Consider the following 26,758-nt stretch of genomic DNA (forward strand, 5'->3'; position numbering starts at 1 on the left):
TTCTGGAAAGAGAACCACAGCGTCATGGACAGTGGCACGATCATCCACACCAGAAGCATGACAACCGACGGCGCCATCATCAGCCGCGCCAGATTTTTAGTGTTTTGCGTCGCCATGCGGCTCCCTCCCAATTCCGAACCGCGCGGTCAAACGCGCGGAAACGCTTGGCATTTTCTTGTTATGAACGGGTAGCAAGACTCGAACGTGAAAAAGATTGTCCAGCAACAGAGCCGCCCGGCCATCACGACCGGGCGGCTGTTTTCGGGAGGATTACTTGATGTATCCCGAGCGTGTCATTTCACGCGTGGCTGTGGACTGGGCGCTGGCCAGAGCATCATCAACGCTGGACTGACCGGCAACAACCGCCGAGAACAGCTGACCAACCGTGGTGCCGAGCGACTGGAACTCAGGGATCGCTACGAACTGACCACCGGTGTAAGGCACAGGCTTGACCGTTGGCTTGGTGATATCGGCAGCATTCATGGCAGCCAATGTCGGTGCTGCAAAGCCTGCGGCCTTCTGGTAATCCGCGTTGTTGTAAAGCGAGGTGCGTGTGCCAGGAGGCACGTTGGCCCAGCCATCCTTGGAGGCGACGAGCTGCGTGTATTCCTTGCTGGTTGCCCAGGCAATGAACTTTTCGGCTGCTTCAGCCTTCTGCGAGCTCTTTGGAATGGCAAGGTTCCAGGACCAGAGCCAGTTGCCATGGTTCTTCATTTCGCCCTGCGTCGGGAAGAGTGCATAGCCAACCTTGTCGGCGACCTTGCTGTCCTTAGGGTTCGATACGAAGGATGCGGCAACCGTGGCATCAATCCACATGCCGCATTTGCCCTGCTGGAACAGCGTCAGGTTTTCGTTGAAGCCGTTGGAGGAAGCACCGGATGGACCGGCATCCTTCATCAGGTCAACATAGAACTGAAGCGCGTTCTTCCATTCAGGCTGATCGAACTGTGGCTTCCAGTTCTCATCGAACCAGCGACCGCCAAAGGAGTTGGTGAGCGCGGTGATGAGGGCCATGTTCTCACCCCAACCGGCCTTGCCGCGAAGGCACATGCCGTTCACATCGGCCTTGCGGTCGGTGATCTTGCGGGCAGCGTCGCCGATGAATTCCCAGGTCGGGTTTTCCGGCATCTTCAGGCCTGCTTTTTCAAACAGATCCTTGCGATACATGATCATGGCGGATTCACCGTAGAACGGGGCCGCATAGAGCTTGCTATCGACAGTCAGGCCACCCTTGATGGATGGCAGCATGTCGGCAACATCATAGCCTTCGCCCAGCTTTTCGAGCGGCAGAAGCCAGCCCTGCTTGGCCCAGATCGGAACTTCGTAGTTGCCGATGGTCATGATGTCGTACTGACCGCCACTTGTGGCGATATCGGTGGTGACGCGTTCGCGCAGGACGTTTTCTTCCAGCGTGACCCACTCGACCTTGATATCGGGGTTTTTGGCGGTGAATTCGGATGTCAGTCCCTGCATGCGGATCATGTCACCGTTGTTGACGGTGGCGATGGTCAGCGTTTCTGCGGAAGCGAGGCCCGAAAAGGCGAGAGCCGAGCACGCGCCCAGCAGAAGTGTCTTCAATGTCATGATCTTCCTCCCAGAAGAAAGTTGTGAGCATTCGCTTTGCTCTAGGGCAAATACTCACTCTTGAGAGAAGAAAGTCAAGCGGCTACCTGCGCTGCATTGCACAAGGATTAACTAACATACTGGTTTTGCAGTAATATTTCTGCTCAGTTCCTGAGCAAATATTCAGCGGATGCCTCGTCGGTGATGACACCGTTCAGAAGGCCGCCGCGCAGAGCCGCGAGAATGGCAGGGGATTTTTGCTTGCCCTGCGCAATTCCGATGACCGTGCTGGTCTCGCGTGGCGGCAGGGGAACGGACGCCACGCGATCATTGATGGGGGTGTCGAGAATCCGGCCATCCCGATCAAACGACCAGCCGCAAATCTCGCCCGCACCACCCTTGGCAATGAGGTCGCGCATTTCCTGAACCTCAAGGAAGCCATCGACGCAAAGCGGTGCATCCTCTGCCAGCTGACCGACGCCGACAAAGGTGACATCGGCAGCAGCGCCCAGCGCCAGCGTGGAGCGCACCATGGATTGATCGTGCAGCAGCTCCCGTTCCTCCGAAGACGAACAGAGAACCGGCAAGGGCATGGGAAAATGCCGCGCCTTGATGGCATCCGCCATGCTGAAAATGACGTTGTAATAGGCCGCGGAACCATCCGGCCCGATATTGCCGGTGAGCGAGACGATGCGGTGCTGCGGACATTCCATCGGCGGCAACTGATCGACGGCGGCTTTCAGCGTTCGGCCCGTTCCGATGGCCAGAACAATGGGGTCCGTCTTGCGCAGCCAGCGTTCGATTTCGGCAGCCCCAGCCTCTGCAATGCCAACAGTAGAGGACACGCCCGCCGGGTCGCTCGGCACGACCTCGACGTATTTCAGCGAAAACCGCTCACGCAAAGCCTCGCTTTTTTCAAGGCAGGCGGCGATGGGATGGTCCAGACGCACCTTGATGAGACGCTCGGCCACCGCAAGCGAAACAAGCCGCTGCGCCGACTGGCGGGAAATGCCCATGGCGCTTGCAATCTCGTCCTGCGTGCGGCCCGCAACATAATAGAGCCAGCCGGCTCGCGCCGCATCGTCTAGCCGTCCACCAGTTTCGGATCGTTTGGCCATCTGCCCGCCCTTAACGCCTCATGTCCCTGTGCTGACATTTTTCTAAGGCCCGTGTCAAACCATGCCAAGGGTGGCTAGCCGAAGAACGGACCCACCACGAAATAAAGCACGGCTTTGGCGATTCCGTAAATCACACCGCTGACAACAGCCACCGAGATGACCGAGAGCACGCCGCCGATAAGGGCAAAGAGCCCATCCCGTTCCAGAAGGGCGAAGGAAAAACAACCGATTGCGATGGCGGGCAGAATGTTGCCGAGCGGAATGGGCAAGGCGAGGATGATGGCCAGCAGCAGACAGACAAGGCCGATCACCCGTTCAGCCACGGGTGACAGGAGGCCTTGCATGCGCGGCCGCAACAGCTTCTGCACCCGCAGCAGGACGGGCACGATTTTTTGCAGGACACGGGCAAAATCCTCTCGCGCCAGAGACCGCTCGGCGATAACACGCGGAAGCCACGGGCGTTTACCGGCGCAAAGCTGGGCGGCCAAAAAGACGAGCGGCGTGCCTGTTATGGCGGATGTGCCGGGTGGCGTGGGCACGATATTGGGCAGCGCAAAAACCAGCATCAACGCGCCAAAGGCACGATCTCCCATGGCGGACAGGAGGTCGCCGACGGCAATGCGCTCCCGGTTTTCATCGCTGGCCAGAGCCTGCAATATGTCGACAAGGCCGACTTCAGGCGCATCGGGCTCCGTCATCACGGGCTCGGCACCTTCGCCCGGGCCGGAAATGGCAGGATCATCCGATAAACGCAGCATAGGGTTCAACTCCAGAATTGCGTTCCGCTGTAACAGAAGAATGGCGGCAGCAATACGACGGTCCGCTCACTTTATGGTTGTTAGTACTAGCGGCGTAGTCTGGGATCGAAACGATCCCGCAGGCCATCTCCCAGCAGATTGAACCCAAGCACGGCAAGCGCGATGGCGAGCCCCGGCAGAATGGCAAGCCAGGGTGCCGCAGAGAGATAGGTTTGCGATTCCCACAGCATACGCCCCCAGGTGGGTGCTGGCGGGGCCATGCCGAGGCCTAAGAAACTCAAGCCCGCCTCAGTCAGAATGGCAAGCCCCAGCTGGATGCTGACCTGAACGATGATGAGATTGGCAAGGTTTGGCAGAATGTGGGTGATGGTGATGCCGCCTCGGCTGCGCCCAAGGCTTTCCGCCGCCACGACAAAATCCCGCACCCACAATTGCAGGGCAGCAGCACAGGTCAGCCGGGCAAAGACCGGCACCATGAAAGTGGCAATCGCGATGATGGCAGTGAAGCGGCCGGAGCCGATGAAAGCGCCCAGCATCATGGCCGAGAGAATGGGCGGCAGCGCAAAGACGATATCGCAGATGCGCATCAGGATGGCTTCGACCACCCCGCGCTGCGCCGCCGCGATGATGCCCACCAGCGTGCCGATGGCGGCACCAATGGCGACAGCCACGACAGCCGTGGAGAGCGAGTTCCACGCGCCGACCATCAGCATCGAGGCGAGATCACGACCGAAATGATCCGTGCCCAGCAACCCGTGCGCAAGCGGCGGCTTGAGCTTGGCGATGATCTGCATTTTCGTCGGCACATGCGGTGTCCAGACCAGCGACAGGAGTGCGACGGCAAGCAATGCGCCTGAAATGATGGCGCCAGGCAAAAGCGTGGTTGGGCGGCGACGAGATTTTTTCATGCGGCACGCGCTCGCAACCGCGGATCAATCAGCAGATAGGCCATATCGACCAAGAAGTTCATAGTGATGACCAGCGCGCAGAAGAACAACACGACCGATTGCATGACGATGATATCGCGCTGCGTGAGTGCCTGAAAAGCGAGCCGCCCTAGCCCCGGCAGATTGAACACATTTTCCACCAGCACCGTGCCCGCGATGAGAAAGGTGAATTGCAGGCCAACCATGGTGACGACGGGAATGAGCGCGTTTGGCAGGACATGTTTCCACAAGGTCGCCGCCTCGCCAATACCCTTGGCTCTGACAGTGCGCACGAAATCCTCGTTCATGACCTCCAGCATGGTGGAGCGACAGACACGCGCGAGCACACCTGCTTGCGAGGCGGCAAGCGCCACAGCCGGAAGCACGAGCGCGTTAAGCCCCGCCCCTACCCCTGCCTGCCAACCCGGAAAACCGCCCGCCGGCATCCAGCCCAGTGTGGTGGAAAACAGCAGGATCAGGAGAAGGCCGACCCAGAAGCCGGGAACGGAAATTCCAAGATGGGAAAACAGACCGCAGACAACATCGATGACACCGCCACGATATCGTGCTGCCAACACACCCAGAGGCAAGGCGATGGCAATGGAAAGACCTATCGCCATGAAGGCAAGCGGCAGCGTGACCGCCAGTCTTTCAAAGATAAGCCCCGCCACCGGAACGCCATAGGTATAAGATTGCCCCAGATCCCCCCCGGCCATGGCCGCCAGCCAATAGAAATATCTGAGCACCAGCGGCTGATCGAGCCCCATCTGCTTTTGCAATGCCGCCAGCGTATCGGGGCTGGCTGAGGTTCCAAGCATGATGGCGGCAGGATCTCCCGGTAGCAAACCCATGACCATGTAGATGAGGAACGAGACGGCAAGAAGCGTGACGAGAAGGCCTAGGATGCGGCGGAGGATGAGGGCGATCATGACATCATCCTGCCTTTGTGCGCGGCAAACCCAACATCACTCTTCCCAATGCACGTCCGTCAGCACGTTGGAGGGGATGGGTTCGTTTTCCCACAGGCCCTGCAGCTTCTTGTCCCAAACGCCAAGCTTGGGCATGACGAAGAGGAACAGCGCCGGGACATCCTGCGCCAGAATTTTCTGCGCATCCTGATAAAGCTCTTCCTGCTGGGTGGGATCGGTGGTCAGCTCCACATTTCTGATGATCTCGTTGAAGGTGGGGTTCTTGTAGTTGAAGTAGTAGGGATCACGCGAAAAGATATCGATATCCATGGGCTCGGCATGGGCAACGATGGTCATCTCGTAATTGGCACCTTTCAGCACATCCGATACCCATTTGGCCGGAAACTCCGTGGTTTCGATGGTCATCGTCACGCCGATTTCGGCAAACATGGCCTGAAGCACTTGCGAGGTGCGCTGGGCGTAAGGCATCTGTGGTGCCTTGATGGTGAAGGAAAGGCCGTTCGGATAACCCGCTTCGGCCAGCAAGGCCTTCGCCTTTTCAGCATCATAGGGCAGAACGCCAGTCGTATCCACATAGCCGCGATCATTGGGCGTATAATGGCTGCCAATCGCTGTGCCAAAGCCCGACCATGCACCATCGATGACGGTTGCGCGGTCCACCGCCATCATCAAGGCCTGACGCACGCGCTTGTCGTTGAACGGCTTGACGGCATTGTTCATGCCAGCCACCACCTTCAATTCGGTATTGCCGATGAAGGTGCCGAGCCGCGCATGTCCCTCGAATGAACTCATCAGTTCCGGCGCACCGAATTCTGGAAAGGCGTCGACATCGCGCGATTGAAGGGCGGCGGCTTGCGCCTGCGGATCAGGAATGAAACGGAAGGTCGCCTTCTCAAGCGCAACACTCACGTCCTTGTTCCAGTAATCTGCGTTGCGGGCCAGCTCCACCCTGTCGCCTTTGGCCCAACTGACGAATTTGAACGGGCCTGTGCCGACAGGTGTCGTCTTGTTATTGTCAGCAGAACGGGTGCCGACCATGGAAGAGGCGGGCCAGCCCAGCCAGTAGAGCAGGCTGCCGGAGGGCTGCTTCAGCTTGAGGACCAGCGTCTTCGCATCTGGTGTTTCAATGCTGTCTATAGCTGCAAAGAAGCGCTTTTGCGGATTGACGGACCCTTCGCCCCGCGCGCGTTCCAGCGATGCCTTGGCGACCGAGGAATCGAAAACTTCGCCATCGTGAAACGTCACACCCTCATGCAGCGTGAAAGTATAGGTCTTGCCGTCTTCTGAAATGTCCCAGCTTTTCGCCAGCTGCGGCTGGATCTTGCCATCCTTATCGATGGTGACGAGACCTTCGAAAATATTCTGCCATGTCACCTGACCGATGAAGACAGGGGCCGCGACTGTCGGATCAAGCCCCGAAGGCTCACCGCCCATGCCGATGGTGACGGCGTTTTTCGGCGCGGCCCAGACCGGCAATGCTGGCAGGGATGCAGCCAAAATAATTCCGACGGCGAAAAGCCGCGTCAATGCCGTCCGCTGCAAGAAATTGATGCGCATCTGCATGGTCTCCTGTCGAGAGGCGCAAACATTTTGTGTTCAGCGCGTTGCGAAAATCGCTACACGAAATCGCAACCAGAAATCAACTGCTTATTTCGGCAAATTGCCCATGAAGGTCTCGATGAAGCGGGAAAGCGTTGCCGCCGCGAAGGAAAGCTCCCGGTCCGGCGCAACGCAAAGCTCGATGGTGGTGTGGACGCCCTCCGTGCCAACAAGAGGAACCGCCACCATCTTGCCCGCCTTGATGTCGCGGGCGACGGCAAGCTCAGGCAGCAGGGTGACGGCGGCGCGGTCCAGCACCAGTTCCTTTAAAAGATCCAGCGAACTGGCCGTAAAGACCGGGTCGAGTTCGATGCCCGCCTTTTCAAACAGGGCATCGAAGGCCTGCCTTGCCGCAAAGGTCTTTTCCGGCATCGCGAGCGGCATCTGCGAAAGTTCAGCAAGTGTGATGCCGCTTTTGGCCGCAAGCGCGTGGTCGGCGGGCAGGATGACATCATAGCCGATATCCCGCACTGCCAGGATTTTTACCTCAGACGTTTCGGGCGCGAACAGGGTGATCGCGATATCGGCCTGCGCCGTGACCAGCGCATCGATGGCCTGACGGGCGCTAGTGATGTGCACATCGAACCGCAACTTTGGATAGGTCGCGCTGAATTGAGCCAGCACCGGCGCCAGAAGGCTGGCGACGATGGCGCCATTTGCAAAGATGGTCGCCCGCCCCCGCTCCAGCCCCTTGAGATCATCGATCAGTTGCTGAACATTGCCGAGTTCGCGCAGGGTTTTTCCCGCCCGCTCGGCCAGAAGCTCACCCGCCGCCGTGAGCGTGACCCCACGGCTTGAACGCTCTACCAATGGCGCGCCGAAAAATTCCTCCAGATTGTCGATCTGGCGGCTGACGGCGGTGGGCGCGACATTGAGATTGTCAGCCGCAGCGCGCATGGAGCGCGTGCGCACAAGCTCATCGAAATACATCAATGCGCGTAGGTTCATGGTGATGTTCCGTCCCTGCCTATTTGCGCCATGCCTAATCCAGCATCAGCCTTTGACCGCATGAGTAACTTCCGCGCTGATCTGCAACAGCTCTTTGAATGACATGCCACGACTACTCACCGTCGTCATGTCAGGGCTTGACCCGAGGATCTAATCACGTTGCCTAACCTCAGAGGTGGATAGATCCTCGGGTCAAGCCCGAGGATGACGACGGTATGCTTGGCGAAAATAGCGGCAAAAGGCAGAACCTTCAATCGCGCCGGAAACCCTCGCTCGCCACCAGCAACTGCCGTGTGTAATCGGCCTGGAAATCCCGGCTTTCCAGCGCCGGAACATCCATCATTTCCACCACCTTGCCGCTTTTCATCACCGCGAGGCGGTCGCACATGTGGCTGATAACACCGAGATCGTGGCTGACCATGAGGAAGGTGAGGTTGCGGGCTTTGCGGACATCTTCGAGCAGGTTGAGGATTTCAGCCTGAATGGAGGCATCCAGCGCCGAGGTCGGCTCATCCAGCAGCAGGATTTTCGGCTCCAGAATGAGTGCGCGGGCAATGGCGATGCGCTGGCGCTGGCCGCCGGAAAGCTGGTGCGAATAGCGAAAGCGGAAACCCGTTCCCAGACCCACCTCATCCAGAGCGCGGGTAATGCGGCCTTCCTTGTCATCCAGCCCATGGATGACAAGCGGCTCCAGAAGCAGCGCGTCCACCGTCTGGCGCGGGTGGAGGGAACCGTAAGGGTCCTGAAACACCATCTGCACATCGCGGTAGAAGCTCTTTTCGCGGAACTTGCTTTTATAGGTCCGGCCCTCGACCATGAGGCTGCCCTCATCGAAGTGGTTGAGACCGGCAATGGAGCGCAAAAGCGTGGATTTGCCCGAACCGGATTCACCCACAAGGCCGAAAGATTGACCACGCGGCACATCGATGCTGACACCATCCAGCGCGACATGCCCATCAAAATCGACCAGCATATTGGTGACGGAAAGAACAGATGTCATAAGCGCCACTCCGCTTTGCGGTCCAGAACCGGCAATGGATGGCGATTTTCGCCAATCTTCGGCAGGCAGTTCAACAGGCCGCGGGTATAGGGGTGCTGGGCATTATCGAGATTGGCTGCCTGAAGCTCCTCCACCACCCGGCCCGCATACATGACGATGACGCGGTCGCAGAAGGATGAGACAAGCCGCAGATCATGCGAGATGAAAATGAGGCCCATGCCGCGATCCCGCACCAGCTTGTCGAGAATGCCGAGCACTTCGAGCTGCACCGTCACGTCAAGCGCCGATGTCGGCTCGTCGGCGATCAAAAGTTCCGGGCCGCAAACCAGCATCATGGCGATCATGACGCGCTGGCCCATGCCGCCGGAGACTTCATGCGGATACAGACCGAAGACGCGTTCCGGATCGCGGATCTGCACCGCCTCCAGCATGTCGAGCGCCCGCTTTTTTGCTTCCGACGAGCCGATGCGCTCATGCGTCTTCAAGGTTTCCACGATCTGCCGGCCGATGGTCATGACCGGGTTGAGGGAATATTTCGGGTCCTGGAGGATCATGGCCATGCGCTTGCCGCGAATGCTGCGGCGCTGTTTCGCCGAGGCATCCAGCAGGTTGATATCGCCAAACCGCAAGGTATCCGCTTCGATTCTAGCAGCAGATGGCGTCAGTCCCATGATGGCGCGGCCCGTCTGTGATTTGCCGGAACCGGACTCGCCAACCACACCGAGGCGCTCCCGCCCCAGCGTAAAGGAAACGCCGCGCACGGCTTCCACCAGCCCGGTGCGGGTGGGAAAGCTGACGCGCAGATTTTCGACGGTGAGAAGAGGCGCACTCATTGGCCAGCCTCCTTCGGGTCGAGCGCATCGCGCAGGCCGTCTCCAAGTAAGTTGAAGCCAAGGCTGACAATGAGGATGGCGATGCCTGGCATGGCCGCAACCCACCATTGATCCAGAATGAAGCGGCGACCGGATGCAATCATCGCGCCCCATTCCGGCAAGGGCGGCTGGGCGCCAAGGCCCAGAAAGCCGAGACCGGCGGCAGTGAGGATGATGCCTGCCATATCCAGCGTGACACGCACGATGAGCGATGACATGCAGAGCGGCATAACGTGTTTGAGCACGATGCGCCACGGCGAAGCGCCCATAAGCTGCACCGCAGCGATGAAATCCGAATGGCGAAACGTCATGGTTTCGGCACGCGCAATGCGCGCATAAGGCGGCCATGAGGTGATGGCGATGGCCAGCACCGCATTCTCGATGCCCGGTCCCAGAGCCGCAACCAGCGCCAGCGCCAGAACGAGTTTCGGGAAGGCCAGAAAGATATCGGTGATGCGCATCAACACGGCATCCACCCAGCCACCGGCATAACCGGCAACCGTGCCGACGATGAGGCCGACGGGTGCGGCAATGATGGCAACGAGCAGCACCACGAACAGTGTGAGGCGAGAGCCATGGATGAGGCGCGAGAGAATATCGCGGCCCTGATCATCCGTGCCGAGCAGATAGCCTTCGCTGCCGGGGGCCAGCAGGCGGGCGTTGCGTAGATCACCCTGCACGGCGGAATGCGGGGCCAGCACATCGGCAAAAATGGCGACCAGAATGAGCGCCATGATGATGCCGAGACCGGCCAGCGCCAGCCGGTTTTCCGAAAAGCGCCGCCAGATGACATAGGCGCGGCCAAGGCGTGCCTGTTTGCGCGATGTCGGGCGCTCCGACAGCAGCCATTCGCGGCTATAGGGTTTCAAAGGGGTCAAAGCTGTCGTCATCGGCTGCGCGTCCTTGGATCGAGCGTCCGGTAGAGCAGATCGGACAGAAGATTGATGCTGATGAACACAGCGCCAATCACGATGGTGCCGCCGAGAACGGCGTTCATATCCGCATTCTGCAGGGAATTGGTGATGTAAAGCCCAAGCCCCGGCCAGGAGAAGATGGTTTCCGTGAGAACTGAGCCTTCCAGCAGACCGGCATAGGACAGAACGATGACGGTGAGCAATGGCACGGCGGCGTTGCGCAGCGCGTGGAACCAGATGATGCGGGTTTCCGAAAGCCCCTTCGCCCGCGCCGCCACGATATATTCCTGCGCGAGTTCGTTGAGCATGAAGGATCGCGTCATGCGGCTGATATAGGCCAGCGAGAAATAGCCGAGCAGACCGGCAGGCAGAATGATGTGGCGGAAAAGATCCCACAGCACGTCCCATTGCCCCTGCATGAAGGCATCCAGCAGATAAAAGCCGGTGACCGGGGTAAAGGTGAACTCGTAGACGATATCCATGCGGCCGGGATAAGCGACCCAGTTCAGCTTTGCATAAAACACCAGAAGCGCCAGAAGCCCAAGCCAGAAGATAGGCACGGAATAACCGACGAGGCCGATGATGCGCACGATCTGGTCGATGATGCTGCCGCGCTTGACGGCGGCCAGAACGCCAAGCGGAATGCCGAAGACCGCGCCAATCAGGGTGCCGATGGTGGCAAGCTCGATGGTGGCCGGAAACACCCTGATGATATCGGTCATCACGGGATTGGTGGTCAGCACCGACGTGCCAAAATCGCCCGACAATGCCTGCTTGATATAGAGGAAAAACTGCTGCCAGAGCGGCAGGTTGAGGCCGAGTTCCTCGCGCACGCGCTCCACCACATGGGCAGGCGCACGGTCCCCCACGATGGCCAAGGCAGGATCTATGGGAATGACACGACCAATGAAAAATGTGACCGCCAAAAGCCCTAAAAAGGTGGTGATGACGGTAACGAGAAAGCCGAGGACGGCTGTCAGGCGCTTGTTGGCGCGGCTTCTGCCGCGCCTTGGCCTTGGCACTGTTTCAATGATGCTCACTGGATCAATCCCGCCGGATCATTCCTTGGAGATCGGATAGACATAGTTGGTGTCGAAGCTCGGTCCGAGCTTCAGGCCCTTGAGCTTTTTCGAATATCCGGCCACTTCCGTCTGCTGGAAGATGACCAGGAATGGACCCCTTTCCAGAACCTTCTTCTGGAGATCCTCGTAAATCTTGGCGCGCTTTGCACTGTCCTTTTCCAGAAGTGCAGATTGCGTTTCCTTCGTCAGATCAGGAACGTCCCAGGCATTGCGCCAGGCCAGCGTCTTGTTCTTTCCATCGTCGGCATTGTCGTAATTGATGGTGAAGGTTTCGGCATTCGAATTCGGGTCGAAATAGTCAGAACCCCACTGGCCGATATACATATCATGCGTACGCGCACGGTATTTTGTCAGCGTCTGCTTGCCGTCACCCGGAATGATTTCAAGCTTGATACCGGCCTGAGCCAGCGTCTGCTGAAAGTTTTCAGCAATACCGGTCACAGGCTGCGTGTTGCGCACGTCAATGGTGACGGTAAAGCCGTCCTTGAGGCCAGCTTTCGCCAGCAATTCCTTGGCCTTGGCAACATCGAGCTTGTACGGATTTTCATCCAGTGCGCCCAGTTGGCCCTTCGGCAGGAATGTCTGGTGGATCTCACCGATACCCTTGATCAACGTTTCACCGATGGCATCGTAATCAACGAGATATTTGAAGGCCTCGACGACTTCAGGCTTCTTGAGGTTCTCGTTTTTCTGGTTGAGGCTGATGTAATAGACAGTGCCTTTTGGCGCGGAGGTGACGGCCAGGCTATCCTTTTTGCTCACGGCATCCACGTCACCGGGCTCAAGGTTACGGGCAACATCGATGTCGCCATTTTCAAGAGCCAGACGCTGGCCAGAGCTTTCCTTCATGTGGCGGTAAACGACGCGCTTCAGCTTTGGCTTCTCGCCATAATAATTCGGGTTCGCTTCCAGAATAACGGCCTCATTGGCCTTCCAGCCAAGGATCTTGTACGGGCCAGAACCCGCATAACCGGTTTTCAGAAACTCGTTGCCGAAGTCACTTTCATATTTGTAGTCAGCACTTGCCGTGACGGCTTTCGCCTTTTCCATCACCAGCTTCTTGTCGACCACGGAAGCAACCGTCGATGTCAGCACGTTAAGCACAAAGCTCGGTGCGTAGGGCTTGTCGACTGTCAGCACGAAGGTGGTCGCATCCGACGCCTTGGCTTTCTCGTTGACGTTGTCGCCCTTGAGGCCGAACTGGGTCAGAAGAAACGCTGGTGATTTATCAAGCTTCACGGCGCGCTCGAAAGAAAACGCGACATCTTCGGCAGTCAGCGGATTTCCGGACGCAAACTTCAAGCCGGACTTGAGCTTGAACGTATATGTCATGCCGTCCTCAGAGATCGTCCAGCTTTCGGCGAGATCGCCGATGACCTTGGATGTGTCGGCAATATCGATGGATACGAGCTTGCTATAGGTATTGCCGGTAACTTCAGCGGCCGACAGCTCAAAGGCCTCGCCCGGATCAAGCGTGATGATGTCATCGATGGCGAAGCCTTCCACCAGCGTATCGGCAGGGGTTGCGGCAAAGGCCTGAGGCGCGGCAAGAGAGAGCATCGATAGCGCCACACTGGTGGCAAGGATGCGGGCGGCTTTGTTGAGCGATTTGTTCATCGTCTTCCCCTGTTGTTTTTTCTTTGGTTCACTTGTCTCAGGCGGGCTCGTGCCATGCCTGAGACAAAACACGCAGCCAGTTTTCCCGGCAAATCTTAGCAAGGTCTTCATTAGCGTAGCCCGCAGATTTGAGTGCGGCAACAAGATTATTGTTGCCGCTGGCATCGCGAATTTCTGCGGGGATCGTCGCGCCATCGAAGTCGGAACCCAGCGCCACGCAATCAATGCCCATGCGCTCGACCATGTAATCGATGTGCTGGACCATCAGAGACAGTGGCGTTTCGGCGTTATCGCGCGCATCCGGCCGCAGCATTGTCACGGCATAGTTGAGACCCACCAACCCCTTGCTTTCCTTGATCGCATCCATCTGCATGTCGGTCAGATTGCGCGCCACCGGCGTCAGCGCATGGGCGTTGGAGTGGCTGGCGACCAGCGGTTGATCCGTGGTTTTGGCCACGTCCCAGAAGCCTTTTTCGGTGATGTGGGCGAGATCGATGAGGATACCGAGCTGATTGCAGCGCTTGACCAGCGCAAAACCCGCATCCGTCAGGCCCGGCGCGGTGTCGGGCGACATGGGGTAGGCAAAGGGAACGCCATGGCCGAAGATATTGTGGCGGCTCCAAACGGGACCAAGCGAGCGCAGGCCCGCCGCATAAAACACATCCAGCGCATCCAGATCAGCTGCGATCGGTTCACATCCTTCCATGTGAAGCACGGCGGCGAAGACACCATCTGCCATGGCCTTGCGAATATCTGCCGTCGAGCGGCAGAGTTTCCAGCCACCAGCCTGCTCCAGTCGCAGCGCGATGGCGGCCTTTTCCATCGCGATATCAAGCGACAGCTCTCGCTCCAGTGGGGCTGCCAGCGGCGTCACATAATGACCGTTGGCATCTGGTTCCTTGAGGATAAGATCACCCGATGGAATGTAGATGGCGCAGATGCCGCCTGCCAGACCGCCAGCCTTGGCGCGCGGTGCATCGACGTGGCCTTCATGCGTGCCTTCCATGAACTCTTTGACCGGATCACCCCCGGATTTGGCAGTGCGCCAGAGCCGCAGGAGCACATCATTATGACCGTCAAAAACTGGTTGCATTCAAGAATTCCCGAGCGGAAAAGTAGCGTTTTTTCTGTTTAAATCCATGGGCTTGGCAAAGGACGATCCGCAGCCCATTGCGGCGGCATTGATCCTAGGCCTATCGATCACAGCTCCGCAAGTCAGAAATTGTGCAGGATGAAAAATTAATCAGGAAAGCCAGTCATCACCTGCCTTCGTCAGGAGTGGAGTTTTGAAAACACCCTGCACCCTATCAGGCCATTCAGCCCCGAAACCACTAAGCGCGTCGCGCCACCGCTCCGATTGCAGCATGGCCGCACCGATGACGACGGGCTCTATGTTCGAGCCTGCAAGAAGCGACAGGCCTGCCACAATGGAGGTGCCGCTGGAAATGACATCATCCACCAATGCAACGCGCTTGCCTTGCAGCAGAGGCAGCATACGGGGGTCGATATAGAGGCGTTTCTGCTGCTGAGTCGTGATCGAGGACATCGGCACGGAGAGTTCTTCGAGATACCAGAATTTTCGCGAGGTGCCGAGGGGCACATAGCGGCTGTGACCGATATGGCGCGCGACTGCCGAGGCCAGGGTCAGCCCCAGCGTGGGTAGGCCGACGACGATGTCGATATCGAAAGGCGTGAGCTTAGCAGCAAGATCCTGCGCCAAGGCTTCCAGCACCGGGAAAGACGCCTGATTGATGATCAGCGATGCAAGCGCATGTTCCCCGTCAGACAGCGGGCGGATCGGCAGCTGCAATTGCCTGCCATCAACAAGCGCCGCGGGAAAGAAGCCGGAATGTGGACCATCCGCCTTAAAACTATCAGGCGCGTGGAGGTCCTGCCAGAATTCGTGCGGTTTCATGACAATGTCCTTCAGTATTTTGGGTCGATGCAAAAGTTTCTATTAATTTTCAGGGGCTTCTGCACTAGAAAAGATCTGAGTTTTCGACATTGCAAGGATAGACCGCCCATGAAACCGCATGACCGGATTGCGCAAGACCTGCCATTTTTGACCGCGTTCCGGCAGGATCTGCACGCCCACCCGGAGCTGGGTTTCGAGGAGGTGCGCACCAGCGCGCTGGTGGCCGCGCAGCTGGAAGAGGCAGGCATTGCGGTGCATTGCGGTCTGGGCGTGACGGGTGTCGTCGGCACGCTGCAATTTGGCAATGGCACCCGCACCATTGGACTTCGGGCGGATATGGACGCGCTGGCCATGCCTGAAATCGCTGAGCGTCCCTATCAATCGACCATAGCAGGCAAAATGCACGCCTGCGGCCATGATGGCCACACCACCATGTTGCTGGGAGCTGCGCGCCATCTGGCGGCAACGCGCAATTTTTCCGGCACCGTGCATTTCATTTTCCAGCCTGCCGAAGAAGGACGCGGCGGCGCACGGAAGATGGTGGAAGACGGGCTGTTTGATCTCTTCCCCTGCGATGCGGTCTATGGGCTTCACAATATGCCGGGGCTGGACGTGGACGAAATGGCCGTGGTCGAGGGGCCGCAACTGGCGTCTTCCGATACCTGGAGGGTGACCTTCAAGGGCGTGGGAACGCATGGCGCCAAGCCGCATCTGGGCCGCGACCCGATTACGGCAGCGGGCAGTTTTCTGGCCGCGCTGCAAAGCATTGTCGGGCGCGTGGTCGATCCGCTGCAACCGGCTGTCGTCAGCGCCTGTTCGGTGCAGGCGGGTGATCCGAAAGCGCTCAATGTCATTCCTGATATCGTGGACATCGGCGGCACGGCGCGGGCCTATTCGGCGCATGTTCGCGACCAGTTGCAAGAGGAAATCGGGCGGCTGGCCAAGGGAACGGCTGCGATGTTCGGCATCGAGGCAGCTTATGAGTTCATCCGCCGCATACCGCCTGTTATCAATGATGCGGATGCCACGCAGCGCGCCTTGCAGGCAGCCCGGCATGTGTTTGGCGAAAAGGCACGAACCGCCTTCCCGCCCTCGACTGCCGGTGACGATTTCTCGTTCTTCGCGGGCAAGGCACCCGGCTGCTACGTGTGGCTTGGCAACGGTCCTGCTGTGGATGGCGCGCTGCACCACAACACGTCCTATGATTTCAACGATGATGCGATTGCCTCTGGCGTGGCCTTCTGGACGACGCTCGTGGAGCAGGAACTGGCAAGCGAATAGAGGGGCACGCGTCCTCTTTCCTCATGCCATGACCTCCAGCACTGGCGTTTCCATAACCTTGCCCGCGATCACATCGGCGATGCCCATATCGGTCTGGTGCGGGCCGATGTTGCAGGCAAGCGTGGCGCCAAAGCAGGCCTTGAACACCAGATAGGGAGGCTGCCATTCCACGATTGCGCCAACCGCATCCCGCACCGCCTCGAAAGCTGAGGCGATATCGGCCAGCGGCGCATCCGAGACGAGGCCTGAGAGCGGCAGCGGCAGCAAGGCCGTGACCTTGCCGCCAGATGCGACCGCCATGCCGCCCCCCGCCTTGATGACGGCATTGGCGGCAAGGGTCATATCCTCTGCATTGCCGCCGAAGACGGTGAGATTGTGGCTGTCATGGGCGACGGTGGTGGCGAAGGCACCCTGCCATTGGCCCCAGCCGGTCAGGAAACCGGTTTTTGTGATGGGTTCCGCCTTGCCGTGGCGGTGGGTAACGGCGATCATCGTCGTACCTTCAGGTGGCACCACGAAACCGTTCTCCACATCGGCATCCACAGTGCCCCATTGCGTGAAGCGTGGCTTGTCGATGGCCGCAAGCCGAACTCTCCGGCCCTGTGACGGGACCTTGAAATCACTAACCGAGCGGCGGGGCAGCTTCATCGAGTCTATTAATGGAGCAGCGTCCATCTGGGGCATTTCAACCAGCATCCTGCCAGTTTCGGCAACAGGCGTTCCACTGGCCAGCACATGACGGGCTTTGAACTCCGTGAGATCGTCAAACACCACGATATCGGCACGGCGACCGGCAGCGATGAGGCCGAGGTCAATGCGATGCAGGCGCATGGCCGCATTCAGCGTGGCAGCACGCAGCGCCCATTCCGGCTTCAGTCCGTATCTGACCAGACGACGCACGACATCGTCCAAGCCGCCAGTTTTGGCGAGATCATCCGGGAAGACATCGTCAGTGCAGAGCGTGACGGTTTGCGGCAGGTGACCGAGCGTGTTCAGAGCTTCCACAAATTCCGGCAGAAGATGATCGTGGGAACCGCGAAGCTCGATGGTCAGACCGGCGCGCAGCTTGGCGATCAGATCTGCAGCCGAGGTCAGCTCGTGATCGGACGTAATGCCTGCCGCCATGAAAGCGTTGAGATCCGCACCTTCAAGACCACGGGCGTGGCCGCAAATCATCTTGTCGGCAAACAGGCCTTCCTGCAGAATGGCACTCATGCGCGGGTCACGTTCGATGACGCCGCGCATATTCATGACCTCGGCAACGCCGCCCACCTCTGGCCAGAACAGCATTTCCGCCATGGCCGAAGCGTCGAAATCACCATTTGCCCGCTCCAGCCCCGGCGCAGAAGGCACGCAGGATGGGGCAAGGATAATGGCGCGAAGGGGTAGACCCTTCATGGCGCGGCTTGCCCAGCACACACCATCAATGCCGTGGACATTGCCAAACTCATGCGGGTCCCAGACTATGGTGGTCACGCCGCGTGCAACAACGGCCTGCGCATAGGCCGCAGGGGTCACCATCGAGCTTTCGACATGCATATGCGTGTCGATCAAACCCGGTGAGACATAACCACCTGTCGCATCGAGCACATGTCCCGCATCCGTGCGTGTTCCGGTCTCATGAACACTTGATATCAGCGGGCCGACAAGGCCGATATCGGCCGGGCGCAGTTCACCTGTGACCATATCGACCAGCGTACCGCCGCTGATCAGGATATCGAAAGGCTGGTCGCCTCTCGCAGCAGCGACAGCGCGGCTGCGCAGGGCATCGTCAATCATGCCATCGCGATCGACAATAATGGTCTTGTCTCTCATCGGCTGGCCTCCAGATGCAGGGCATCTAGAATGATGGTTTTAGCGCGGAAAGCATCGACCGTTGCGGCAAAGTGCGCGTTGAAACTCTTTGAATGGGCAGCGCGCATTTCCACCACGGTGCGGCCCCGGGTCAACCCGCCATTCAGCTCGACGTCGATGCGGGCCGGTTTCCAGCCGATGCTGTCTGCGGCGACCATGGCAACAGCCGCACAAGGGTCGTAAAGCGCCATTTCGGTCCGTCCACGATCAATGGCAATGGCGATGAACCCCGCCAGCATATCGGCAATCAGCCCGGCATTCTTTCCACCGGCGGCGCGAAGGGGCGCGACATCGGAGATGCGGGCGGTGACCTTGCGGCACAAATCCAGATCCACCATGCGCAATGGCAGACCGTGGGCAAGGACGATCGCAAGCGCTTCGGGATCGGCAAAAGCGTTGAACTCGGCAGAGGCGGTGTGGTTTCCGGATGTGACACCACCACCCATCCAGGTCAGCTCGGTGATGCGGGCGGCAAGATCAGGTCTTGCAACGCAGAGGGCGGCAAGATTGGTGAGTGGCCCCAAAGCAAGAATGCGCTTGGCGCCTTCGCCATCGGACAACCAGTCGCACAGCGCGAGAAACGCATCGCTGTGCGGCAGAGCGTCCGCCTTGGGCAAGCTTGCGCCGACTGTGGGGATGCCGGTTTCGCCAAGAACGGACTGGGCCGTTTCCAGCTTTCCCAGCACCGGCTTTTCGCGGCCCGTATGAATGGGAAAGTCCCAGCCGAAGGCGCGGGCAGCACCGGCGGCATTGCGACGAACCTGCGCAAGCGGCGCATTGCCGAAAACAAGCGAGAGGCCATCAATATCAAGCCCGTTCGATGTCGCCACGAGAATGGCGGCGATATCGTCAAAGCCCAGATCACTATCAATCCAGATACCCATGGTCAGCTAACCACCTTGAGGCTTGCGGCCTTCTCGACCGGAAGATCGAAGGCAAGCGGGGAGCCGATATCGCGCATTGCCAAGGCGGCATCGACTTCGGCCTTGATGGGCCCAAGCGGCGTATCCAGCAGATATTCGCGGCTGTTGCCCGCAAAGGAGGTGCCGCGCACGATTGCCTCGAAAGGTCCTGAACCAAGGGTCACCATGCGCGGCCTCCAGGCAAGTCCCGCCGTACTCGGGACTTGACCGGAAAGGGGGATGCTTCCGTTATCAGTCTTGAGCAAACCACCCTCCAGACGAAAGATGTTTTCGAAGCCGACGAAGTCAGCCACGAAGGATGAGACCGGTGCGTTGTAGATCTCTTCCGGCGTGCCGATCTGCTCAATGGCACCGCTCTTCATCACCACGATGCGGTCTGCCAGCGCCAGCGCCTCGACCTGATCATGGGTGACGAAAATCATGGTGACACCGGTGGCCTTCTGCACCCGCTGAAGCTCGGTGCGCATTTCCAGCCGCAGCCGTGCATCGAGGTTGGACAGTGGCTCATCCAGCAACAGCACCTTCGGGTCCATGACCATGGAGCGTGCCAGCGCTACGCGCTGCTGCTGACCGCCGGACAGTTCCGCTGGTTTGCGGGAGGCGAAAGTGGAGAGGCCGACGGATTTGAGGCCGGACGCCACCTTGTCATCCAGCGCAGAGCCCTTCATGCCCTTCAGCTTGAGGCCGAAGGCAACGTTTTCATAGACGGTGAGATGCGGAAACAGCGCATAGGACTGAAACACCAGACCCACCGCCCGCTTGTTGGCAGAGACGCGGGTGATATCGGCACCGTCAAGATCGATCCGACCACCCGCCACCGGCATCAGCCCGGCAATGGCGCGCATGGTCGTGGTCTTGCCGCAGCCGGAGGGGCCGAGCAGCGCCAGAAGTTCACCCTTGCGGATATCGAGGTTGAGATCCTTGACGGCAACGGAGTTGCCATAGGCGAGCGACAGGTTCTGCAGCGAGAGGTATTTTGCATCAGACATAACGGGAGAACCCCAGAAAACGTTCGGCCATGAAAACAATGCCGATGGACAGGAAGGCGAGCAGCGAAGAGAGCGCCGCAACGGATGGGTCGAACACGATTTCCATGTAGCCCAGCATATCAATGGGCAGCGTGCGCACGCCGGGACCGGAGAGGAACAGCGAGACCGGCACCTGATTGAAGCTGGTGACGAAACCCAGAATGAAGGCCGAGAGAATACCGCCTCTGATATTAGGCAGCACGACGCGGAAAAAAGCCCCTATGCGCGACGAGCCGAGCAGCACGGCTGCTTCTTCAATATCCGAGCGCAGATTGGTGAGGCTGGCCGACACCACACGAACCGCATAGGGCAGGATCAGCGCCGTGTGGGCCAGAAACAGCGCAAGCGTTATGCCGATACCGAAGGGCACGACGAAGTAGCGCAGCAATGCCAGGCCAACGATAATGCCGGGAACGATGATGGGAGCGGAAACGATGGTGCGGATGGTTTCCGAAAACGGCAGCTTGTAGCGCGACATGGCATAGGCAGCGGGAATGCCGAGGATGAGGGCCGCAAATGTGCCACCAAGCGCCAGAAACATCGACATGGCAAAGCTGTCGCGAAAGCTTTCGACGGTGAAGACCTTGGCGATCCATTTCAACGAAAAGCCCTGCGGCGGAAAGGCCAGCGTATCGCCTGCCGAAAATGAGGCGGCGACGATGATGAGGAATGGGCCAATCAGAAAGCCGATGACCAAAGCCAGCGTCAGCGGAATGAAGAGGTTCCGGGTCATGTCTTGTTCCTTGCCGTGGCGATGCGCTTGAGCAGGATGTTGGCGGCAAAGCTCATGATGATCAGGATGAAGGCGATGACGCTGGCCGCGACGAAGTTGTTGGAAACCGTGACCTGCTGGTAAAGCAGCGTTTCCAGCATCAGCACCTTGGAGCCGCCCAGAATGGCGGGGGTGATATAGGCCGTCAGCGAGCCGGTAAAGACCAGCGTTCCACCCACGACAAGACCTTCCTTGGTCAAGGGCAGAATGACCTTCCAGAACACCTGCAACCAGTTGGCACCCAGCACGCGGGATGCGGCGATAACGTCTTTGGGCATATTTTCCAGCGCGCTGATGAGCGAGATGATCATGAGCGGCAGGAAAAGTTGCAGGAGGCCGATGAAGACTGCCGTTTCGGAAAAGAGAATGCGGATGGGCGCGTCCGTCAGCCCCACCAATTTCAGCAGCTCATTGACCATGCCGGTACGACCCAGAATGACGATCCAGGCATAGGTGCGGGCGACAGGCGAAATCATCAACGGCAGAATGACCAGATTGATCATGTGGCCCTTGGAACTGGCCGGCAGATTGACGATGGCAAAGGCCGCCGCATAACCGATGATGGCCGAGACGACGGTGACGATGGCACCAAGCTTCAGCGTGCGCAGGAACACGGCGCGGTTCAGCGGATCGGCAAAGAAATCCGCGTAAGCCTGAAACGTGCAGCCATCCGAGGTGCGAAACCCTTCCGACAGAAGAATGAACACAGGCACAAGAAACACCGCCGCCGCAAAGATCGCGGCGGGCAAGGCAAGCGCCAAGGCCTCAGCCCGGTTTTGAAACATCCACTTTATCCTTTGACCGGCATATCAGCCGTTCCAAACCATCAACTTCGTCATGCTCGGGGCCCGGATTAAATCCGGGGATGTCCCGGGCATCTACCCACGTCGCAACGGCCTCGACGTGGTTGGATCCTCGGGACAAGCCCGAGGATGACGTTGGAGCAAGAAAGCGACGTCGCGGCTCAGAGCCATCAGCGTAACTTTTTACTGACCCACCTTCGCGTTCCACTCCGACAACCACTTGTCTCGGTTATCAAGCGTCACCGCAGATGGCATAAGCTGGAGGCTCTTGGCCGTCTCTTCGCCATAGGTGATGTTGTTGGCGATCTCGTCGGAGACCTTGACCTCCTTGTTGGTCGGGCTATCGACCAACTTTTCTGCCAGCGCCTTCTGCACATCCGTGGACAGCCAGAAATCCATGAATTGCAGCGCAAGATCTTCGTTTTTGCCGTTTTTCGGAACGATGAGAACGTTCATGCCGCCCGTCTGACCTTCTTTCGGGGTTGCCCATGCCAGCGGCAGGTCAAGCTTGGTAAACGGTGCCCAGGAGAAGCGGCCAATCGGGGCCGCCCAGATTTCCTCCTGCTGCATGAGCTGCACTAGCTGCGAGGACTTGACGTAGAAGGTGACGATATCATCCTTCTTTTCGCCGAGCGCTTCGATGGCACCGGAGAGATCAGGCGTATCCTTGCCGATGGCCTTGCCCAGCATGTAAAGCGCAGGCGGGCCCTGATTGGTGGTGACATTGGGGAAGGCTACGTGATCGACCACGCCGTCCTTCAACAGATCGGCCCAGCTTTCCACCTTCATCTTGTCGGTGCGGTAAACGATGGATGTGGCGTAGAAGTTGACGCCGACGCTCATGCCATCGCCATTCGGGTCCTTAGCAATGTCGTAGAGCTTTTCGACATTCGGCACTTTTGACGTATCGATCTTCTGGATCAGCTCCTTGCGGGTGGCGGACAGTGCATCGGCCATGGAAACGATGGCGAGATCGATAACCGGGCTTGCCTTGTTGGCTTCCATCTTGGCCAGACGCTCGACGCTGTTGCCGGTTTCCACCACCAGCTTGCAGCCGCATTTGGCTTCGAACGGCGCGTAGACCAGTTCCTTGAATTCGTCCTGCGCAAAGGCATAGACGGAAATGGTCAGCGTTTTGTCCTGCGCGTGTGCCGCGCCCATGGACAGCATCAGGGCTGTGCCGGATGCCAGAATGATCTTCTTCATGATGTGAGTTCTCCTGCTGTCGAGGTTTTGTTTTCTGCCTGCTTCTTATGATTGGGTCCGCTGGAGCCGCGTATGATGAGTTCCATGGCCACTTTCGATGGTTCGGCGACGACGCCTCCCGAAATCGGGCGGTCTTCGGTCTCGATGCTGCGCACCAGCGCCGTGATGGCAATATCCGCCACCCGCGCCATATCCATGCGCACGGTGGTGAGGGCGGGCGTCACAACCGGCGCCCAGATGAGATCGTCAAAGCCGGTGACACTGGCCTGTTCCGGCACGGTCACGCCATTGCGCTGCAATTCGGTGAGGACACGCAAGGCATGAAGATCGGAAACGGCGGCAAAGGCGGTGAAGCCCTGCGCGACCTTTTCAGCAACACCCAAAGGGCACCCTGCCCCAGCATGTTTTTCCAGAGATGCAATCCACATTGTTTCCGTGACCGCAGCGCTGCCAAGGCCGGAGCGGATGCCGCCGATGCGGTCATTCTGAACGTTGGAATCCGGGCTGTTGCCAATGAGGACCACCCGGTCATGGCCGAGCGCCGCAAGATGCCGACCAACCTGAAAGCCGCCATCCCAATGGTCTGCCGACACCGTATTGCCGGGGGTGGAGGGACTGTCGATGACCGCCACCGGGCAATCAACATTGCCGATGCGCGTTCCGCGACGCGGCACGACGACCATGCCTTCCACGCCGCGCTCGATCAGGCGATTGATCGCCTCCGTCTGCTTGGCAACGTCACCATGGGAATCTGCGATCAACACGCCATAACCGGCATCGTCAGCAGCTTTTTCGATGGCCTGGGCGATCTGCGGGAAAAGCGGATTGGCAATGTCAGGTAACACCAGACCCAGCACGCCGCTTCTTCCCGTGCGAAGCGCCCGCCCGGCAATGCCGGGCACATAACCCAGCTCATGCGCCTTGGCGCGGATTTTTTCGGAAAGCTCTGCGGATACGCGCCCCTTGCCGGAGAGCGCATTGGACACAGTCGCTGACGACACGCCGAGTGCCGAAGCGATTGCCGCCAGATTTGCGCCTGCACGACCAGAGGTCATGGCGTGTCCATTCGAGTGATTAAACGTTTAATCAGGGTAAGACGGATGCAGCGTTTTGTCGAGGCATCGTTAGGTGCTTTTTTGTGCGAAACTCTAAGTGCCGAAAACAAGGGCGAAATTATCGCCTGGCCTCATCTCTGAAAGACTCGACCTGCGCCAGCAGCCACTGCCTAAAGAGCACGACAGGCACATTGTTGATGCGCGAAAGCGGCGCGACCGCGTAATAGGAGCTGGGGCTTTTGACCTGATGATCGAAGGCCGGAACGAGCTGTCCCGCCTTGAGTTCGAGATCGATGAGAAACAGCGGCATGAGCGCTACGCCAAGCCCCGCGATGCAGGCCTGCGCCACGCTGGAAAACTGCTCGAACCGCATGGCCGGGGCATTTTGCGCGCCAAGCCCCAGACTTTGAAACCAGTGGTCCCACGCGCCGGGCCGGGATGCCATATGCAGCAATGGCAGGGTGGAGATATCCTGCGCACTCGCAATGGGGTGCTGCGCCAGAAAGGCCGGGCTGCACACCGGGGCCACCATCTCATCCATCAGAAACGTGCTTTCAGCCGCAGGCCAATCCGGCTGGCCGATATGGATCGCCATATCAAGGCTTTCCTTCTCGAAATCGAACTGGCCGATGCGGGTGGCAAAATTCAGCGTGATTTCCGGATGCGCCGCTACGAAATCTGGAATGCGCGGCAAAAGCCAGCGCGTGCCAAATGTCGGCAGCATGGCAAGGTTGAGCGTGTTGCCATGCGTTTTCGTCATAATCTGCAGGGACGCGGAGCGAATATCGCTGAGCGCCGTGCCGATTGCCCTGGCATAGGTTTGGCCCTCGGCGGTCAGCGAAACACCGCGCGCACCGCGCTCGAAAAGCCGAACGCCAAGCTGCTCTTCCAGCGACATAACCTGTCTGCTGATGGCCCCTTGCGTCAGCGAAAGCTCATCTGCGGCCAGCGAAAAACTGCCGAGCCTTGCAACGGAATCAAAGGCGGCAAGCGCACTGGTGGACGGCAGAAGTTTGCGGCTGAGCGAGGTCATGGCGCATTCCTAACTGTAATAGCAAAATGAGTAAACATGGCTTGCCGCAATGGCCTCAAATGCCAATAATTACCCCAGCAATTGTGGAGATTTATCGTGAGCGAACGCGCATCATTCAATTGGCAGGACCCCTTTCTGCTGGAAGACCAACTCACCGACGACGAGCGGATGATCCGCGATACGGCAGCTGCCTTTGCAAAGTCGGAGCTTCTGCCCCGCATCAACGAGGCCTATCTCAGCGAGACTTCAGAGCCCGAGCTTTTCCGCCTGATGGGCCAGACTGGCCTTCTGGGCGTCACGCTTCCTGAAAAATACGGCGCTGCCGAAGCAAGCTACGTGGCCTACGGCCTTGTGGCGCGCGAAGTCGAGCGCATCGACAGCGGCTACCGCTCGATGATGAGCGTGCAGTCCTCGCTCGTCATCTACCCGATCTTTGCCTATGGCTCGGAAGAGCAGAAGGACAAGTATCTGCCCGGTCTCGTCTCCGGCGAGCTAATCGGCTGCTTCGGCCTGACGGAACCGGATGCCGGTTCCGACCCGAACGGCATGAAGACCCGAGCCGAAAAGATTGCCGGTGGATACCGCCTGCGCGGCTCCAAGATGTGGATTTCCAACTCACCCATCGCCGATGTTTTCGTCGTTTGGGCGAAGTCCGAAGCGCATGACAACGAGATCCGTGGTTTCGTGCTGGAAAAGGGCATGAAGGGACTGTCTGCCCCCAAGATTGGCGGCAAGCTATCGCTGCGCGCTTCCATAACAGGCGAAATCGTCATGGACGGCGTGGAAGTGGGCGAAGACGCGCTGCTGCCAGGCGTTTCCGGCCTCAAGGGTCCGTTCGGCTGCCTCAACCGTGCACGCTACGGCATTTCCTGGGGCGTGCTGGGTGCGGCCGAAGATTGCTGGTTCCGCGCCCACCAATATGGCATGGACCGCAAGCAGTTCGGCAAGCCGCTGGCCGGTATGCAGCTTTACCAGAAGAAGCTGGCCGACATGCAGACGGAAATCACGCTTGGCCTTCAGGCCTCCTTGCGCGTCGGCCGTCTGTTCGATGACCACAAGATGGCACCGGAGATGATTTCCATCGTCAAGCGCAACAATTGCGGCAAGGCGCTGGATATCGCCCGTCAGGCCCGTGACATGCACGGCGGCAACGGCATCCAGATCGAATACCACGTCATGCGCCACGCGCAGAATCTGGAGACGGTGAACACCTATGAAGGCACCCATGACGTGCACGCGCTGATCCTGGGTCGCGCCCAGACCGGCATTCAGGCGTTCTTCTGAGATCACACGCTCCAGCAACCGGCGGCACCCTGCCGCCGGTTTTTGCTGCAATGCGAAATAAATAATACTTTTTAATCCGGCTGACGGTTGAAACCGCCGCTATACGAATTATTATAGAGACGTCATCATCGTCTCTGGCAATCCATTTGCCATATCCGGTTTCGCTGCCTTCGATTGTTCCACCATGGAAAACATGTCATGCAGCACCGGTAAATTCCGAGACCGCATATTAAACGAAGGCACCGGCACACCTGCCGGTCGGTCAAGTTACGAAGGTA

At 58.8% G+C, this 26,758-nt stretch carries 24 protein-coding genes and 1 pseudogene; 2 read left to right on the forward strand and 23 right to left on the reverse strand.

Annotated elements, in window-relative coordinates:
• From IFT53_RS21935 to IFT53_RS22005, 15 genes and pseudogenes are all read right to left on the reverse strand, one after another.
• Positions 1 to 116, reverse strand: a pseudogene (locus IFT53_RS21935) (sugar ABC transporter permease); the annotation flags it as partial.
• 154 nt (positions 117 to 270) lie between these two features.
• Complete coding sequence (locus IFT53_RS21940) at positions 271 to 1,584, reverse strand: ABC transporter substrate-binding protein (RefSeq protein ID WP_192068115.1); 1,314 nt, start codon at positions 1,582 to 1,584, stop codon at positions 271 to 273.
• A gap of 143 nt (positions 1,585 to 1,727) precedes the next feature.
• Positions 1,728 to 2,681, reverse strand: coding sequence for a sugar-binding transcriptional regulator (locus tag IFT53_RS21945; RefSeq protein WP_192068114.1), 954 nt, complete (start codon positions 2,679 to 2,681; stop codon positions 1,728 to 1,730).
• A gap of 74 nt (positions 2,682 to 2,755) precedes the next feature.
• Positions 2,756 to 3,439, reverse strand: a complete 684-nt coding sequence (locus tag IFT53_RS21950) for an exopolysaccharide biosynthesis protein (RefSeq protein ID WP_244656441.1) — start codon at positions 3,437 to 3,439, stop codon at positions 2,756 to 2,758.
• A gap of 86 nt (positions 3,440 to 3,525) precedes the next feature.
• Positions 3,526 to 4,347 carry an ABC transporter permease gene (locus tag IFT53_RS21955; protein WP_192068113.1) on the reverse strand — a complete coding sequence of 274 codons (822 nt, stop codon included), beginning with the start codon at positions 4,345 to 4,347 and terminating at the stop codon, positions 3,526 to 3,528.
• Positions 4,344 to 5,294, reverse strand: a complete 951-nt coding sequence (locus IFT53_RS21960) for an ABC transporter permease (protein WP_192068111.1) — start codon at positions 5,292 to 5,294, stop codon at positions 4,344 to 4,346. The genes IFT53_RS21955 and IFT53_RS21960 overlap by 4 nt, the downstream gene beginning before the upstream one ends.
• Before the next feature lie 36 nt (positions 5,295 to 5,330).
• Positions 5,331 to 6,857 carry an ABC transporter substrate-binding protein gene (locus IFT53_RS21965; RefSeq protein WP_192068109.1) on the reverse strand — a complete coding sequence of 509 codons (1,527 nt, stop codon included), beginning with the start codon at positions 6,855 to 6,857 and terminating at the stop codon, positions 5,331 to 5,333.
• 84 nt (positions 6,858 to 6,941) lie between these two features.
• Positions 6,942 to 7,841 carry a LysR family transcriptional regulator gene (locus tag IFT53_RS21970; protein ID WP_192068108.1) on the reverse strand — a complete coding sequence of 300 codons (900 nt, stop codon included), beginning with the start codon at positions 7,839 to 7,841 and terminating at the stop codon, positions 6,942 to 6,944.
• Positions 7,842 to 8,091: 250 nt separating this feature from the next.
• Positions 8,092 to 8,841 carry an ABC transporter ATP-binding protein gene (locus tag IFT53_RS21975; protein WP_192068106.1) on the reverse strand — a complete coding sequence of 250 codons (750 nt, stop codon included), beginning with the start codon at positions 8,839 to 8,841 and terminating at the stop codon, positions 8,092 to 8,094.
• Positions 8,838 to 9,674, reverse strand: coding sequence for an ABC transporter ATP-binding protein (locus IFT53_RS21980; RefSeq protein ID WP_192068104.1), 837 nt, complete (start codon positions 9,672 to 9,674; stop codon positions 8,838 to 8,840). Before IFT53_RS21980 ends, IFT53_RS21975 begins: the two co-directional genes overlap by 4 nt.
• Positions 9,671 to 10,603, reverse strand: coding sequence for an ABC transporter permease (locus IFT53_RS21985; RefSeq protein ID WP_192068102.1), 933 nt, complete (start codon positions 10,601 to 10,603; stop codon positions 9,671 to 9,673). Before IFT53_RS21985 ends, IFT53_RS21980 begins: the two co-directional genes overlap by 4 nt.
• Positions 10,600 to 11,667 carry an ABC transporter permease gene (locus IFT53_RS21990; RefSeq protein ID WP_042617686.1) on the reverse strand — a complete coding sequence of 356 codons (1,068 nt, stop codon included), beginning with the start codon at positions 11,665 to 11,667 and terminating at the stop codon, positions 10,600 to 10,602. Before IFT53_RS21990 ends, IFT53_RS21985 begins: the two co-directional genes overlap by 4 nt.
• Positions 11,668 to 11,685: 18 nt before the next feature.
• Entirely contained in the window at positions 11,686 to 13,326 is a 1,641-nt protein-coding gene (locus IFT53_RS21995) for an ABC transporter substrate-binding protein (protein WP_192068100.1), read from the reverse strand.
• Positions 13,327 to 13,363: 37 nt separating this feature from the next.
• Positions 13,364 to 14,419 (reverse strand): dipeptidase, encoded by a 1,056-nt coding sequence (locus IFT53_RS22000; RefSeq protein WP_192068099.1) that lies wholly within the window; start codon positions 14,417 to 14,419, stop codon positions 13,364 to 13,366.
• A gap of 150 nt (positions 14,420 to 14,569) precedes the next feature.
• A complete protein-coding gene (locus IFT53_RS22005; RefSeq protein WP_192068097.1) occupies positions 14,570 to 15,241 on the reverse strand; it encodes a phosphoribosyltransferase in 672 nt (223 codons plus the stop codon).
• A 108-nt stretch (positions 15,242 to 15,349) separates the two neighbouring features.
• Here IFT53_RS22005 and IFT53_RS22010 point away from each other — a divergent pair, with 108 nt between their 5' ends.
• Entirely contained in the window at positions 15,350 to 16,522 is a 1,173-nt protein-coding gene (locus IFT53_RS22010) for a M20 aminoacylase family protein (RefSeq protein ID WP_192068096.1), read from the forward strand.
• A gap of 21 nt (positions 16,523 to 16,543) precedes the next feature.
• Here IFT53_RS22010 and IFT53_RS22015 read toward each other — a convergent pair whose 3' ends face one another.
• From IFT53_RS22015 to IFT53_RS22050, 8 genes are all read right to left on the reverse strand, one after another.
• Positions 16,544 to 18,337: an adenine deaminase gene (locus IFT53_RS22015; RefSeq protein WP_192068094.1), complete on the reverse strand. Its 1,794-nt coding sequence runs from the start codon at positions 18,335 to 18,337 to the stop codon at positions 16,544 to 16,546.
• Entirely contained in the window at positions 18,334 to 19,260 is a 927-nt protein-coding gene (locus IFT53_RS22020; RefSeq protein ID WP_192068093.1) for a nucleoside hydrolase, read from the reverse strand. The genes IFT53_RS22015 and IFT53_RS22020 overlap by 4 nt, the downstream gene beginning before the upstream one ends.
• Before the next feature lie 2 nt (positions 19,261 to 19,262).
• The gene (locus tag IFT53_RS22025) at positions 19,263 to 20,288 is read right to left on the reverse strand and encodes an ABC transporter ATP-binding protein (protein WP_192068091.1); all 1,026 of its coding nucleotides are present in this window, start codon (positions 20,286 to 20,288) and stop codon (positions 19,263 to 19,265) included.
• Positions 20,281 to 21,060: an ABC transporter permease gene (locus IFT53_RS22030; RefSeq protein ID WP_192068089.1), complete on the reverse strand. Its 780-nt coding sequence runs from the start codon at positions 21,058 to 21,060 to the stop codon at positions 20,281 to 20,283. Before IFT53_RS22030 ends, IFT53_RS22025 begins: the two co-directional genes overlap by 8 nt.
• Positions 21,057 to 21,884 carry an ABC transporter permease gene (locus IFT53_RS22035; protein WP_192068087.1) on the reverse strand — a complete coding sequence of 276 codons (828 nt, stop codon included), beginning with the start codon at positions 21,882 to 21,884 and terminating at the stop codon, positions 21,057 to 21,059. The genes IFT53_RS22030 and IFT53_RS22035 overlap by 4 nt, the downstream gene beginning before the upstream one ends.
• A 201-nt stretch (positions 21,885 to 22,085) precedes the next feature.
• Positions 22,086 to 23,108: an ABC transporter substrate-binding protein gene (locus IFT53_RS22040; RefSeq protein WP_192068085.1), complete on the reverse strand. Its 1,023-nt coding sequence runs from the start codon at positions 23,106 to 23,108 to the stop codon at positions 22,086 to 22,088.
• Positions 23,105 to 24,163 carry a LacI family DNA-binding transcriptional regulator gene (locus IFT53_RS22045; RefSeq protein ID WP_192068084.1) on the reverse strand — a complete coding sequence of 353 codons (1,059 nt, stop codon included), beginning with the start codon at positions 24,161 to 24,163 and terminating at the stop codon, positions 23,105 to 23,107. Before IFT53_RS22045 ends, IFT53_RS22040 begins: the two co-directional genes overlap by 4 nt.
• Before the next feature lie 118 nt (positions 24,164 to 24,281).
• Positions 24,282 to 25,196, reverse strand: a complete 915-nt coding sequence (locus tag IFT53_RS22050) for a LysR family transcriptional regulator (protein ID WP_192068081.1) — start codon at positions 25,194 to 25,196, stop codon at positions 24,282 to 24,284.
• Positions 25,197 to 25,292: 96 nt separating this feature from the next.
• On the opposite strand from IFT53_RS22050, the gene IFT53_RS22055 reads away from it, so the two are divergent.
• Entirely contained in the window at positions 25,293 to 26,480 is a 1,188-nt protein-coding gene (locus IFT53_RS22055; RefSeq protein WP_042617698.1) for an acyl-CoA dehydrogenase, read from the forward strand.
• Positions 26,481 to 26,758: the final 278 nt, after the last annotated feature.

It is taken from the genome of Rhizobium sp. CFBP 13644, from assembly GCF_014842165.1.
Classification (GTDB): Bacteria; Pseudomonadota; Alphaproteobacteria; order Rhizobiales; family Rhizobiaceae; genus Agrobacterium; species Agrobacterium tumefaciens_C.